This window comes from Rhodococcus sp. P4_E4, from assembly GCF_056401575.1.
In genome coordinates, this window is record NZ_JBFUJB010000018.1 from 1 (window position 1) to 15,558 (window position 15,558).

A 15,558-nucleotide genomic window follows, 5' to 3' on the forward strand; every position below is an offset into this window, starting at 1 on the left:
ACCGCAACCCCCACACCATCCCAACCACCCACCACCAACCCACGCTCGGGCGCACCCAGAATCTCCGTATCACCCACTGGGGCAGTTGGATCCGATACGACGGACCGCAGTAGGCGGACGAAGCGCTCCCCGAATTCGGTGACTGTGGTGCGCTCGAAGATATCGGAGGCGTAGGTGAAGGCGGCGTCGAAACCCACCGGGATTCCGTCCTTGCCACGCTTTTCGGAGAGCGACAATTGCAAGTCGAATTTGGCGACACCGATGTCGACTGAAACAACATCGACACCGAGTCCTGGTAGTTCGAGGTGAGGATCTGCGGTGTTCTGAAATTCCAACAGAACCTGGAAGAGCGGTGAATGAGATGGTGAACGCTCCGGAGCAACTGCATCGACGACTCGCTCGAACGGCACCTCGGTTTGCCCGAACGCTGCCAGATCAACTTCGCGAGTTCGTGAAAGGATTTCCTCGAAAGTCGCGGCGGTATCAACGGCGGTTCGCAGGACGACCGTGTTGACGAACATCCCGACCAGATCGTCGAGGACTTGCTCGGCGCGCCCTCCTACCGGAGTGCCGATCGCTATGTCCGGCGAGGCGCTCAGCCGTGCCAACAGAACGGCCAGCACTGCGTGCATCACCATGAACGGTGTCGCGTTGTGATTCCGAGCGAGTTCGAGGAGGTCACTGTGCACGTCTGCGGGCACCGAGAATCGGACCGATTCACCGCGCATGGATCGTTCCGCCGGCCTCGGTCGATCCAGCGGAAGGTCGATCACGTCAGGTAGACCGGACAGGGTGGACGTCCAGTAGTCCAACTGCTTCGCCTGGAGCGTGTCCGGATCGGCGTCACTGCCGAGCAGTTCGATCTGCCATTGGCTGTAGTCGGCGTACTGCACAGGCAAAGGCGGCCAGTCCGGTGCCCGACCGGCAGCCCGCGCCGCGTAGGCGCGGGTCAGGTCGCGGGCCAGCGGCTCGAGTGATGCTCCATCCGCCGAAATATGGTGAACCACCAACGCGAGGACGTGAACGTCCCGAGTGATTCGAAAAAGGGAGCCGCGCACGGGCACGTTCGCGCTCACGTCGAACCCCTCGCGAGCGAGATCGGCGACGCGCCTGTCCAAGGCTTCCTCGTCAACGGATACTTCCCACGCCATCTCCGACGTCACACGTTCCGAAGGAACCACGACCTGATGTGGACCGTCGACCGACGCCGGGTAGACGGTGCGAAGCGATTCATGTCGATCGACAACATCTCCCATCGCGAGTTTCAGCGCAGCCACATCCAACGCCCCTGACAGTCGGACCACCATCGGGATGTTGTAGGCCGGGGACGACGTGTCGAACTGATTGACAAACCACAGGCGTTGTTGCGCCAGAGACACCGGAATCTTGTCCCTGTACGAATGTGCCTGCAGGATTGGACGCTTCGAACGCGAGGGATCAACGCCGGAGGACTTCGCGTCACGCACGTGGAGAGCCAGTGATTCGATCGTCGGTGCTTCGAACAAAGTCCGCACCCCGAAATCGATTGCTTCAGCGGCATTGACTCGTGCGATCAGCTTTGTGGCGATCAGTGAGTTCCCACCCAGCTCGAAGAAGTCGTCACCCGCACCCACCGCCTCAGCACCTAGAACGTCGGCAAAAATCTCGGCCAGCAGTAGTTCTTCGGCGCCCTCGGGCGGGCGAAAGTTGTCCGACCGAGCATCGAACCGAGGTGCCGGTAAGGCAGCGCGATCGACCTTTCCCGATGGAGTTACCGGCAACTCGTCGAGAAGAACAAAGGCCGCAGGAACCATGTACGACGGCACACGGCTCGCGGCGTACTGCGTCAGATCGGCCGTCGAGAGCGCACTTCCGCCGGCAGGCACGACGTACGTGGTAATCATCGTTGTACCGGAGGGAGCCGCACGCGCCACGGTAACTGCATTCTCGACCTGCGGACACGACTGCACGACGCTGTCGATTTCCCCGAGCTCGATACGGAATCCGCGAACTTTCACCTGGAAATCGCTGCGGCCGACGTACTCGAGTGCACGGCCACGGCGCCGCCGCACCAAGTCCCCCGTTCGATACATCCGCCGGCCCGGGAGACCGAACGGGTCGGCCACGAATCGTCCTGCGGTCAACGCATACTTCCGGTGATATCCGCGTGCGAGCGCGTCTCCCGAGATGTACAGCTCGCCCACAACACCGTCGGGGACGGGGTGCAATCGCTGATCGAGCACGATCTCCTCGAAACCGCGGAGCGGACCGCCCACTGTGATGTTCTCCGACGACACCATCGGCTCGCCGATGTTCGACATGACGGTGGTCTCGGTCGGCCCGTAGGCATTGCACAGCCGTCGGCCGGGAGCCCACCGCTGCACAAGATCCGGCGGACAGGCCTCACCACCGACCACCACGTCGCCGAAGTCCGAAAGGCCCTCGGGCGAAACTGTTCCGAGCGCCGCAGTAGTGACAAAACCATGCGTGACACGCTGGGATTCGAGGAAGCGAGACAGCTCGTCACCGCCGTAGATCGTGCTCGGTACAATCACCATGGTCGCTCCGGCCCCGAAAGCCAGCAGGTATTCGAAAATCGAGGCGTCGAAACTCGGGGTCGAGAAGTGCAATGTTCGCGCATCCTGGGTCGCACCGAACCGCGAACGCTGTTCGGCAGCAAGCGCTTCCAGTCCACGATGCGATACCGTCACCCCCTTGGGGAGTCCGGTGGAACCCGAAGTGTAGATCACGTATGCGGGATTGTCGGGCCGGATCGGGTGCACCCGATGGACGTCGGAGATGGAGCGCACGGACAGCCGTGCAAGTCGGCCACGGAACTCAGCGTCGTCGATTGCTATCCAGGAAATCGAGTCCGGCAAACGATGAAGTTCGGAAACGACCGTGAGCCCCAGTACGGCGCCGGAATCGTTCAGCATGAAGCGAACACGTTCACCCGGATAGGTCGGATCCACCGGCACGAATGCCGCGCCGGCTTTGGTCACCGCCAACATCGCGACAACCGATTCGATCGAACGCGTCAAACCCAGCGCCACACTGTTTTCCGGACCGATGCCGCGGTCGATCAAGACTCGGGCCAACTTCGACGAACGATCGTCGAGTTCTCGATACGTCAACTCGCCATCGAGATACGACAGGGCCACGCCGTCGGAGTGTGTGCGCGCCGCACCGTCGAACAGTTCGGCCAGGGTGCGGTGCGAAGCGCGAGGGTCACTGCGGACAGGCTGCATCGCGGATCGCTCGTCGTCGGACAAGATGTCGATGTCGCCGACCATCATTGCCGGATCTGTGGTGACGGATTCCAGGACGCGCGCGAACCGCAAACCGAGGCCACGTGCCGTCTCGGCGTCGAACAGGTCGGTGGCAAACGCGAGCGTCACCGTGATTCCGGACGGCGTACCCACCTCGTCGAACAGTTCGACTGCAGACACTCCGAGATCGAAGCGGCCGAGGTCGGGAGGGTGCTCGTCAGCGCTGGCGACGGACTCGAACGTCACCTGTATCACCGGCGCATACGCAGGTACATCCTCCACCTCGAGCGACTGCGCCACCTGCTCGAGCCGTATCCCACTGTGCGGCAGCGCATTACTTCGGACCTCGACGACACTGCCCACGAGCGCCGTGAACGGCGTCTCCAGATCGATGCGACTCCGGATGGCAACGATGTTCGTGTCGGATCCCGTCGGCGTACCGATTACCACGTCCGAAGCCCCGGACAATCGGCTCACCACTAGCGCGAAGCCCGTATGTAGGACCGCGCGTGTGTCCGTCCCGAGATCACTTGCCATTTCTGTAATCCGCGCGTGGGTGTCTGCGGCGATCACGACCTCAACCTGTGCACTGTCCAGCGATTGCGTTGCAGGCCTTGGTCGATCGAAGGGAAGTTGCAAAAGTTCGGGCGCCCCGGTGAGCTCATGTCTCCAATACTCGAGGTGCCGCACTTCGCGTTGTCGTCGCTCGCCCTCCCGGGCCGTCGGGCCGTGAATGTCTGCGAGCTCGGCACCGGAATCAGACGCGATCAACTCTTCCAGCAAGCCGACAAAATTCCGGTGGTGCTCGCGTAAACCCGCCTCCTCGTATCGGATCGGGTTTGCCCGGAAGTCGACACGCAGCCTGTCGCCGCTCGGATACACGTTGACCAGAAGGTCTTCCACCGGCCCGGAGGTGACGATGTGATACTCCCCAACCACCTCGCCCAACTGCACCTCCTGGCGAAACAGCATGACGTTGACCATGGGCCCGGCATATGAGTCTTCGCCTTCCAGACCGCTCGTCACGCCTGCGTCCCGACGGATGTCGTCGAGGCTGCAGCGCTGGTGCCGCAATGCACCCATGAGCTCATGCTGGACCTGGGCGAAGAGTTCACCGACGGTGTCGACGGCGGCGACACTGATGAGCAGCGGCGCGACGTTCACCATCATGCCGCCCGAGTCCCGCAACACCGCCGTAGTCCGTCCGGACATCGGAACATGAATCTGGACAGTCTCTTTCGCCGTCATTCGCGAGAGGTACAACGCGAGCGCAGCGACGACCGTTGCAGCGTGGTTCTCGGATTCGTGGAGAAGGGCACAGCTCCGGTCCGACATCAGTGTGCTTTCGAGTCGGCTCTCGATGTGTGCGGGCCCAGAAGCCTCCGCCAAGCTGGATCCGGCACCGACTGTATTGCGCCCTGCCCAGTACTCACGATCGGCAGCGAATCGATCCGACTGTCTGTACCGCTCGTCGATGTCGTACAGCGTGCGCAGTGTCGCGGCACGACTCGGCTGCAGATCTTTTCTCGCCGCCGAGGCCGAGTACCGATGCGCAATGCGGTTCATCATGGTCATGGCACCGAAACCGTCGAGCGCGACATGATGGATACGGCTGTACCACAGATAGTGCGCGTCACCCACGCGCAGCACAGCGGTCGCGACGATTCCGTCGACTGCCAGGTCGAGCGGCGTCCGGCAATCTCGACGCATCCACTCGAGCGCAGCCTCGAAGGGATCCTCGGTCCAGCGGAAGTCGACCAAACCGACCGAGATTTCGGCCTTCTCGTCCACGTACTGCATCGGCTGACCATCAACCTCGATGACTTTGAGCATGGGAGATTGAAACTCGTAAGCACCTGCCCGCGTTTCGCGATCCAGTAATTCGACGTCGAGTTCGCCGCGCAACTCCACGTAGTGCGCTATCAGAATCGGGACTTCGGGATCGAATTGCTGAGCGAACCAGGTTGCCCGTTGGGCGGCCGAGAGCGGAAAGAGGGTCTCATCAAAAGGGTCGGTCCGTCTTACCTCGAAGGGTTTCACAGCGCCCCGCCCCGCATGATCTCCGCGGCCGCCGAGTGCGTAGCCGCGTCCGAATCAACAGCGCGAAAGCAAGAGGCTGATCGCGCCTCTCAAGCAGTCGTACCCAGAATCGGCAAGCACATGCACGGACCACCAGGCGATGTCACGTACGTATCGCCCATGTTTCACGTGCCCGATATGCACTAAAAGTGTGAATGTGTCCCGTCACCTCGGTAATGTCCCACTCCGAGACGACACATCCCCCGAGGGGAGCAGGCGCATGGACATCACCACCATTACCGACGTGATACGCCGACCACCGGATCGCCCAGGGGACGTGTGGCGTCCCGGCGACGCCTGGCTCGCGGGAGGAACGTGGCTGTTCTCAGCGGAACAACCCGACACACGTCGACTCGTCGACCTCACCGCGCTCGGGTGGACACCACTGGAGGTCGGCGCGACTCATTTCAGTGTCGGAGCTACGTGCACCGTTGCCGAACTGTATGCGTTTGTCCCGCCGGACAATTGGGGTGCGAGTCCACTTATTCGCGTCAGCTGCGAGTACTTCCTCTCGTCTTTCAAGGTGTGGAATTCGGCCACCGTAGGCGGGAACATCTGTATGTCGCTTCCCGCCGGACCGATGATCACCCTGGCAGTTGCACTCGAGGCTACTTTCACGCTGTGGGCCACCGCCGGAACAGTGAGGACCGTCGACGCGCGCGACTTCGTGACCGGTGACCACCAGAATGTCCTGGAGCCGGGCGAAGTTCTTCGGAGCATCGAGTTCCCGGTGCACGCGCTCACCAAACGCCACGCCCACCGCCGCTTCAGTCTCACGCACCTCGGCCGTTCGACGATCTTCATGATCGCGACGCAGACTCCGGGAGCCGACGACTTTCACGTCACCATCACCGCCGGCACTACGCATCCGATACGGCTGACGTTCGACACGATGCCGGACGAGCACTCTCTGCGACGAGCTGTCGACTCCATTTCGGCCGACAGTTGGTTCGACGATCCCAACGGAACCCCCGACCACCGCCTGCACCTCGCCCGTCACTACGCCGACGAGCTCCGAATCGAACTCACGGGGAGCCAGTCATGAGCTACACGGTGAACGACCGGAAGTTCGACGAGGAACCGTTCCCGGGACAGTGTCTCCGGACGTTTCTTCGACACCTCGGACACCACGGGGTGAAGAAGGGTTGCGACGGCGGGGACTGCGGGGCGTGCACAGTGTGGCTCGACGGAGCGCCGATACACAGCTGCATCACGCCCGCCTTTCGCGCCGACGGTCGCGCGGTGACCACGATCGAGGGACTCGGTACGCCCGAAGATCTCCATCCGATTCAGCAACAGTTCCGGGATGCACCCGGCTTTCAGTGTGGGTTCTGCACCGCCGGAATGATCATGACCTCCGCGGCGCTCACCGACGCGCAGAAAGAAGACTTGCCGCGAGCGCTCAAGGGAAACCTGTGCCGCTGCACCGGTTACCGATCCATCGAAGACGCGGTCAACGGTGTCGGCGCTGTCGAAGTTGCCCTCCCCGGACAGGCGGTCGGGACCAGCGTCGGGGCGCCGGCGGCCACCGACGTCGTGACCGGCCGAGCCGAATACACTATGGACACCGCGATCGACGGCATGCTGCACCTGAAAGTGCTGCACTCGCCCCACGCGCATGCACGCATCACCTCCATCGACACCACCGAGGCGCTCGCCGTCCCCGGTGTCCATCGCGTGTACACCTGGAAAGACGTGCCGCGCAAGCTCTTTACAACGGCAATTCATACCGACCACCTTGTTGATCCGGACGACACGTACATCCTCGACAACGTCGTGCGGTTCGTGGGTCAGCGGGTGGTGGCCGTCCTCGCCGACTCCGTCGTCGCTGCGGAAGAAGGCCGTCGGAAGGTGAAGGTCGATTACGAGATCCTGCCTTCCGTGTTCGATCCGGAAGAGGCCATGGCCGACGGCGCTCCAGCCCTGCACGGATCCGACGATCCCTTTGTTCGAGATCCCGAGCACAACATCCTGCTCGAACTTCACGGTCACGTGGGCGACGTCGAGGCCGGGTTCGCCGAGGCCGACGTCATCCACGAAGGCACCTACTTCTCGCCGCGAGTGCAGCACGCACATCTCGAGACGCACGGTTCGATTTCATGGATGGAAGACGGACGCCTTCACGTTCGCACGAGTTCGCAGTCCCCCTCCATCGCCAAGGTCAAACTCGCCCATCTCTTCGACCTCCGCCCGGATCAGCTGCGCGTGTTCTGCAAACGCGTGGGCGGCGGGTTCGGAGGAAAACAGGAAGTGATCAGCGAAGATCTGGTGGCGCTCGCCACCCTGGACACCGGTCGTCCCGTCTGCCTCGAATTCACCCGAGAAGAAGAGTTCACCACCGCGTCACCGCGTCATCCGATGAAACTCACAATCAAGCTCGGAGCAAAGTCGGACGGGACACTCACCGCGTTCCACTATCGCAACGTCTCGAACACCGGTGCATACGGAAACCACGGCGGAGAGACACTCTTTGCCGGCGGCGCGGCAGTCTCGCTCTATCGCTGTGCGAACAAGAAGTTCGATGCGTATTCCGTGTACACCAATAACGTCCCGAGCGGCGCTTTGCGTGGGTACGGGATGACTCAACCGGCCTTTGCCGTGGAATCGGCCATGACCGAATTGGCCATCGCGCTGAACATGGATCCGCTCGAACTGCGTCGACGCAATATCGTCCGACCTGGCGATTCACTCGTCGCACTCGAAGACGGCCCAGACGACGTGATCTTCACCGAAGACGGACTGGGGCAATGCGTCGATCTGATCGACGCAGCGTTGAAGCGCCAACCGGTTCCCTCGCTCGGAGACGATTGGCTGATCGGCACCGGTACTGCCAGTTCACTACATGAGACCGCGCCACCCACCGAGCACATTTCCGAGGCTTGGCTCACCCTCGGCGAAGACTGTGTATACGAACTTGCTATCGGCACAGTCGAATTCGGTGAGGGAACTTCTACGGCCCACGTGCAGATCGCCGCAAATCAGCTGGGCACAACACCGTCACGTGTACGAATCATTCAGTCGGACACCGACCGAACCGGTTTCGACACAGGCGCTTTCGCCAGCGCCGGCCTGTTTGTCGCTGGGAACGCGGTACTCCGCGCGTCGAATGCGCTCCGCGATCGACTACTGGCCTTCGCCGCACATCACACCGGCGTCTCGATTGACCTGTGCTCGATGGACGACGACAAGATCGTCTGCGGTAGTACTCGATTAACACTGCAAGAGTTACTCGAGGCTGCACGCCCGCGCGGGATCCGATTCACCGAAGCACGGAAAGCGTACGGGTCGCCGCGCAGCGTGGTGTCCAACACTCATGGCTTCCGGATCGCCATCCATCGCATCACCGGCGAGATCCGCATCCTCTACAGTGTCCAAGCCACCGACGCTGGGGTGATCATCAATCCGGCGCAGGTGCGGGGACAGATCGAAGGTGGCGTCGCCCAGGGCATCGGCTTCGCACTCACCGAGAACTTCCACGTAGACGCAAACGGCGCGATGACGAACCCGAATCTACGTAACTACCGGATCCCGACCTATGCAGATGTCCCACGCACCGAGGTGATCCTCGTCGAGTCATCAGACTCCGTCGGCCCACTCCGCTCCAAGGGCATGGCGGAGTGCTGCATCAATCCGGTTGCCCCTGCTTTGGCGAACGCACTGCAGGATGCCACCGGGTCACGATTCCGGTCACTACCGCTCACCCCGGAACGCATCTACTCAGGCCTGAACCGATGACCGCGAACACATCGGCGGACAGCGCCGCTACGGTCATCATCGGCCAGCGAGTGCGTGCCGGACTGGAGAAAGAATTCGAGGTCTGGCAGAAAGATCTCAACCGGGCGGCCGCAGATTATGCAGGCTTCCTCGGGGCAGAAATCGCGGCTCCGACGCCCACCCAACCTGATTGGGTGATCGTGTACCGATTCGACTCCATCGCTCATGTTCAAGCGTGGATCAACAGCGCGACGAGGCAGGACTACCTCGACAGCGGTCGTCAGTTCTTCGACGGCCCGGCCACGCAGCAGGTAGTGAGCGGCGGGATCAGGCCTCCGGACCCACTGCTGACTGTCGTAGTGACGCACCGAGTAGGTGACGACAGTATCGACGAGTTCCTTGCCTGGCAGGATCGCCTTCGGGAGGTGGAGAGTGCTTTCGACGGATTCCGCGGCACCGAACTGTTTCGCCCAGTCGACGGTGTGCAGGATGAGTGGACCCTGCTGTATCGCTTCGACAATGCTGCCCATCTCGACACGTGGCTGACTTCCCCTGAGCGACAACAGCTTCTCGCCGAGGGTCGCAAGTTCCACGACTTCGAACTGCGAACCGTGGACAATTCGTTCGGCAGTTGGTTTGCCTTCGACGAGAACGGAAACGAGGCCCCTCCACCTTCGGAGACAAAAACCTCGATCGCGGTCTGGGTCGGTCTCTACCCGACTGTCGTCTTGCTAACTTTGGCGCTGTCACCGCTGAAGCTGCCACTCTGGCTCGGATTGTTGATCGGCAACCTGTTGTCGAGCTTCATCATGAGTTTCTTCACGATGCCGTACTACGTGAATCGGCTCCTGCACCGTTGGCTGCGTCCACCTCCAGGGATTCCTGTCGCAAAAACCAACGCGCAAGGGGTGGCGATCGTCGCTGCGGTGACCTTGTTCTGGGTGGTCGTCTTCTATCTGGTGACTACTCAGTTCTGGTCGCTGCCCTGAGCTCTCCAGAACGCGAAATGCCAGCGCATGTACCGGGGCATGATTCTTCCCCGGTGCATACGCTGGCATTTCCAGTTATGCCCGTTCAGGCGGCCGTCGGCGGGCTGTTCCCRCCGATCGGMTGCTGATACGGATCAACCGACATCGGCGGRTAGAACACCGWCTTCCGATCCKGKCCGATCTCCACCCGCCACTCCGTGTGGTGCAGTGTCCGATGATGRTGACCGCACAACAAGATCAGRTTGTCGAGATCTGTTGGGCCRCCATCGTTCCAGTGAACAATATGRTGAGCATCGCACCACCCCGACGGAGTCCCGCACCCCGGAAACGCACACCCACCATCACGAACCGCCAACGCACGCCGCTGCGGCACCGTCGCCGTTCTCGCTTCCTTACCGCACTCGAGCGGAACACCCTTCTCGTCCAACAAGATCCGCGTCACGGTGCAGTCGCACGCCAACATCCGCGCAGTATCGATACTGATCGGGCCCACCCAATCCGTCCACGCAAGCCCCAACTCCTCAGTGGACGGCAACAGGTCTTTCAACGCCTGCAGATCCGTCAAGTCCTTCGCGGACGCGGTGACCGTGATGTGTGGTTTCACGCCGCCTTCGATCGGACCCAACCCCGCCCGCTCGTACCGGCGCAATAACTCGTACCGGCGCAATAACTCGCAAAACCCGTCCGCCCGTCGTAATGCCGGCGTGCGGGTGTCCTTGACACCGTCCTTCTCCGGCGTCGGAGCCGACAAACTCGACAACAACGTGATCAGACGGGCCCCGTTCACAGCATCCAGATCGCCCTTCACCGTGACCCGCCCGTACAAGCCTTTCGAGGCGTAGAACTCGTTACGCTCCGAATCTTCCCCGACCGGAACACCGTCCTCGCGTTTTCCGTACTGCTTCTCGATCCGCCGAATCGCCGCCCGCACCGCATCACAATCCGCGATGTTCTTCGACGCCAGACCAAGCAGAATCCCGCGAGCCTTGTCCACATCTGCCAGAGTCATGTTCTTCGGTGGATGCTGACAAAACGACGCCACCTGACGGGCTTTCAACGCATCCACGTCACCCCGGTGAAACGCATCGCCGACAACGGGTTCGAGCATCAACAACCGCGCCAACCCGACCAGCAGACTGCACTCACCGATCTCGAGATTCGTCGAACCATGCAACCACTGCGCGATCGCCCGAAAACCCTTCCCCCCGAGAACCTCACGGGAAAACATTTCCACGATCAACAACACCATCCGCGACTGCAACTCGTGTCGGACACGCACCAGATCCAGAACCTCACTCTTGAGGCCCTCGCCATCCAGCTGCCACGCTTCCCGACTGTCCATACTCAAAGTCTAATCGAACATACTTTCGAGATCCAGAGACATAACGGACAGGTTTCAAGAAACATCGAACTCGAGACCGGTTGATATATAACTACTTTCAGAAAATCTCAAAACCTGATCATCGACCACCGAGCGGCAGAACTCCCCCGCCGACGGGATAGGGCGGCAGCGTTCCCACAAGCGTCGGTGTCAATGTGGTCGCAGACGGATCGGCACGACCGAGAGTGAATTTCCGAACTTCGGCACCCGTTCCGTTGCTGCCGCTGACGAGGAGATCCGCGCCGGTAGTCGTGCTCGTCGTGGCCACTCCCACACCCGACCCTGGATCGGTGAACGGGTCGAAAGCTGCAACCTCCCGAAATGCCACGTCCGTCGAATGGTGATCTGGACTCTCGAGGTACATCTCGGGTGCACCGTCGAGCCTGGATCCACTCGAGAAGACGCGGATTGATCCGTCTCCTCCGAGCATGCCTGCCACTATCGACTTTGCGCCGCCCTCGGCGCCGGCCACCCAACCCGTCGACAGAGACACCCCGTCGCGGTAGCCCTGGTCGAAGGCCAAGAACTGTGATGTCGTTACCGGACCATCCGTATGACCTGCGTGTTCATCGGAGTCGCCCTGCGCAGCCGCCGTCGGTTCGTACAGGTCGTAGCGGAACGTCTTGATCAACGGCTCCTCGCCCGCACCGGGTGCTGTCACGATGCTCGCTCGACCGGAGTGACTGTCGACCATTCCGGTTGCGAACGTGACTCCGCTACTCGATCCCGGGTACGGCGAGAACGAACCGAATTCTGCGGGTGCGGACCTCTTGTCCGCCGGAAGGTCGGTGGAGTAAATCTTGACCTGCGACTCCATCCCCGGGCCTGATGCAACGATGATGTTGTCTGCCAGTGCATTTCCGTCGATGTCGACACCACCGACGTTCACTCCACCGCGGAAACCCACATCGAAGGGCGCAAATCTTGCCAACTCGTCGGTGAACGGCACGCCGCCGACTGCGTTGTACGCCACCACTTCCGGAGCCGAGCCTGCCCCTGTTCCAGCGACCAGATCAAGCACCATGTCTCCGTTCACGTCCGCCATCGCCACACTCGGGGTGCCTTCGAACGACGGGAAGGGCGTCACAGCGGTGATCAGTTTGTCGCCGTTGGCATCGAATATCTGCACCTTGGCGGGCACGCCGGCCGAACCAGGTATCGCGACGGCATACGTCGATACCTCGGGAATCACGTTGACGGTAGCCATCAAACCGTTGTCCTCGTGATTGAGTCGGTGGCAGTGAATCACAAAGGTTCCGGTGTACTCGGTGAACTTCGTTCGCAACGTCACTGACGCAGGCTCGAGAGCATTCTCATTCTCGTCAGTCACCGGAGCAGGCACGTTCACATTGTCGATCCCCCAGGGCTGAACCCCTGTCGTCGTCCCTGCGACGGGATCAACGACTTCCATCACTTGGAAGTCGTTCACGTGAATATGCATCGGGTGTTCGTCGTTGTTGAGGTTCGTGATCTTCCATTCTTCAACGGAATTCAGCCGCGGTTGAATCAGCGGGATGTTGGGGAACGTGTTGTCGGCGAATTCGTAGGTGAAGGCCTTCGGATCGCTGTTGCTGGCCTTCTCGTTTCCGAACCCACCGGACACTGTGAGGTTGCGGGTCACGTCGGGCGTCATCGCTGCTGTATCCACGAACGAGGTGTAGGTATCGAGCTTCTGTCCGAACTCGAAGGGAGTCGTCTTCCCTTCGCCCTCGTCTGGCGTCGCGCGGATCAACTGCTGAGTCGGGAACGTGAAGAATCCGTCCGCGTAACTGATCACCGACGGGTCGACGGTGACGGTTCCGAGTTCGGCGGGCGGATTGTCGGTACCGTTGTTGGTATAGAGAATTCCCGGATTGCTCACCGGTTTCGCACCTTCCAGCGGTGGCATCTCCAGCACCAGATCGCCGGACTCCGGCATCGTCACGGCGATTGCATAGCGCGAGGCCGGCGGAATCACCAGCCTGGTTCCGTCCCCGTCCACGGGTGGCCTGACCTCGTCGAACGGGTTTCCGTCCTGCCCCACGATTGCGAACTTCGGATGGGTGCCGGTTGCGGTTTCCGTCAACGTAACCGGCATGTAGGCAAAGTCGCTGATGTTGGCAAGCACCCAGATCTCGGTCTGCCCCGGCTTCAGTTTCAGCGACGGCTGGAACTGACCGTTCACGGTGTACTGCACATCGCGTTGGTTGTCCGGCAGTGAGGGATCGGCCGGAACACTCGTCGATTCACCCACGAAGCTCTGCAGATTGCCTGGAACGAATTGATTCTGTCCACGATGATTGGCCGGGGACAACGGTCCCGCGTACCAGTTGGTGAAATACTGCGCGCCCTCGGTGGTGTCCGAGAAATTCACCGGAGCAAGGCTCGGACGGTACGTCCCGTCGGCTAATTCGGTACCGGCGGGTGGCGTCAACGTACTGACGAATTGGGGCCAGTTCGCGTCGTTGAGCTGCCGGCCCTTTCCTTTGCGGTCGAATACGAAGTTGTACTGCAGTGCCATATCGCGAATCGGAACGTCGTTTGCCGTCACGACAGGCAAATTCCCGTCCGGCCGGCCGATTTCCAGTAGCCCGGCCAAGCCCATGTACGTCTGCTGGGCGGTGAGGGTGTGCCGGTGACTGTGGTACCAGTAGAGACCGTTCGGCATCGTCCCCGGAATCGCGTAGTCGTACACGTTTCCCTGGCCGGCGGGAATGTTGAGCAACACGTTGTCCGCATTGCCGTCCGGACTCACGTGCACTCCGTGCGTGTGCAGATTCAGCGGAGCCGACGTCAGCGCCGGCGGATAGATCGGCACGTCCCCGCCCGCCGGTGTGAATGCCGGATCGTAGAAGTCCTCGATCGTGAGATCCTGCAAATCGTTGTCGTAATGAATGATCAATCGCTCTCCGGGATTGACGCGGAGAGTCGGCGCCGGATAGACGTCACTCGCCGAGGTCGATCCGTCCGACGCCGTACCGCGGATGACCTCGTACCCGAAGAGCAGAAAATTCGACACGGGCGCCGAAGCGGTATCGAGCGGAATCACTCCCTGATGAGCGGACAAGCGCACCTCGAGAACACCATCTCGGCTACTCAGTTTCACCGGCTCCCGGTAGTCGACGGCGGTTCCGTCCGAGCCGTAGTTGGCGCCCACCTCGGGCGCCGATTCAGCGGACGTACACGCGGCCAACGCCATCGTCATGGACACCACTACTGCTGCGGCTAACGACCTTCCTCGCAGTGCGATCACTGGTTTCCCCGTTCCATGGTGGCGTGAGATACGTCCGATCAGCGCTCATCAGCCTATCGAGAAAACATCGGCTGAACAGTACATTCACGACAAATTGCCCACCTAGTGCCCGCTCGAGCGCTGCACCTTGCAAGCAGTCTCAGCAAACCGATCAGAAATCGAGAAGCACAGCCAAGGGGCCCGCAATTACGTTGAAACACATGAACACACCACAGAAGTCCACTTCCGACCACACGTCGTCAATCCACACATCAGCAGGGAGCGCCCGGATGACCACCGCGCAATCCGTGATCCTCGACGTACCCGACCTCGTCGCAGCCGAAGCCTTCTACAACGCTCTCGGCGTCGGAGATCGAATCCAGCTACGCGAATCGAACGAACCGACAACCGGATTTCGTGGGTACACCCTTTCGCTCGTCGTCTCCCAACCGAACATCGTCGACGCCTTCGTCGGCGCCGCACTCGCAGCCGGTGCCGCCGTCTTGAAGCCGGTGAAGAAATCCCTCTGGGGATACGGCGGAGTCCTTCAGGCTCCGGACGGTTCGATCTGGAAGATCGCCACGTCGTCGAAGAAGAACAATGAACCCGCCACCCGCACAATCGACAGCCTCGTGCTGCTGCTCGGCGCCGAAGACGTCAAGGCCAGCAAGCAGTTCTACCTCGACCACGGCCTCGAGGTGTCGAAGAGCTTCGGCCGCAAGTACGTCGAATTCACCAGCGCAGCAAACAATGTCACGCTGGCACTGTACGGCCGAGGCGCCCTGGCAAAGGACGCCGGGCTCGCTCCCGAGGGCACCGGATCGCACCGAATCACCATCACCGGTGCGTCCGAACCCTTCGCGGATCCTGACGGTTTCGCCTGGGAAAGCACCCATTCCTGACGCAGGCGGTGTCTCGAGAACACGCCCGCCCGAC

The 15,558-nt window shown here is 61.3% G+C and carries 7 protein-coding genes; 4 read left to right on the plus strand and 3 right to left on the minus strand.

Translation table 11 applies throughout. The features are described from left to right. On the minus strand, window positions 1-5,288 hold a 5,288-nt coding region (locus AC1DVN_RS20060; protein WP_477994153.1), incomplete at its 3' end, for an amino acid adenylation domain-containing protein. A gap of 259 nt (window positions 5,289-5,547) precedes the next feature. Here AC1DVN_RS20060 and AC1DVN_RS20065 point away from each other — a divergent pair. The 3 genes from AC1DVN_RS20065 to AC1DVN_RS20075 are packed head-to-tail and all read left to right on the plus strand — an operon-like array spanning window position 5,548 to window position 10,030. Then, the gene (locus tag AC1DVN_RS20065) at window positions 5,548-6,372 is read left to right on the plus strand and encodes an FAD binding domain-containing protein (RefSeq protein WP_477994154.1); all 825 of its coding nucleotides are present in this window, start codon (window positions 5,548-5,550) and stop codon (window positions 6,370-6,372) included. Further along, window positions 6,369-9,062 carry a molybdopterin-dependent oxidoreductase gene (locus AC1DVN_RS20070; RefSeq protein ID WP_477994155.1) on the plus strand — a complete coding sequence of 898 codons (2,694 nt, stop codon included), beginning with the start codon at window positions 6,369-6,371 and terminating at the stop codon, window positions 9,060-9,062. The genes AC1DVN_RS20065 and AC1DVN_RS20070 overlap by 4 nt, the downstream gene beginning before the upstream one ends. Further along, window positions 9,059-10,030: an antibiotic biosynthesis monooxygenase gene (locus tag AC1DVN_RS20075; protein WP_029255495.1), complete on the plus strand. Its 972-nt coding sequence runs from the start codon at window positions 9,059-9,061 to the stop codon at window positions 10,028-10,030. The genes AC1DVN_RS20070 and AC1DVN_RS20075 overlap by 4 nt, the downstream gene beginning before the upstream one ends. A gap of 85 nt (window positions 10,031-10,115) precedes the next feature. On the opposite strand, the gene AC1DVN_RS20080 is transcribed toward AC1DVN_RS20075, so the two are convergent. Then, entirely contained in the window at window positions 10,116-11,372 is a 1,257-nt protein-coding gene (locus AC1DVN_RS20080; RefSeq protein ID WP_477994156.1) for an HNH endonuclease signature motif containing protein, read from the minus strand. A 118-nt stretch (window positions 11,373-11,490) separates the two neighbouring features. Beyond that, a complete protein-coding gene (locus AC1DVN_RS20085) occupies window positions 11,491-14,595 on the minus strand; it encodes a multicopper oxidase family protein (protein WP_238076849.1) in 3,105 nt (1,034 codons plus the stop codon). A 317-nt stretch (window positions 14,596-14,912) separates the two neighbouring features. On the opposite strand from AC1DVN_RS20085, the gene AC1DVN_RS20090 reads away from it, so the two are divergent. Then, window positions 14,913-15,524 (plus strand): VOC family protein, encoded by a 612-nt coding sequence (locus AC1DVN_RS20090; RefSeq protein WP_029255497.1) that lies wholly within the window; start codon window positions 14,913-14,915, stop codon window positions 15,522-15,524. The last annotated feature ends 34 nt before the right edge of the window (window positions 15,525-15,558 follow it).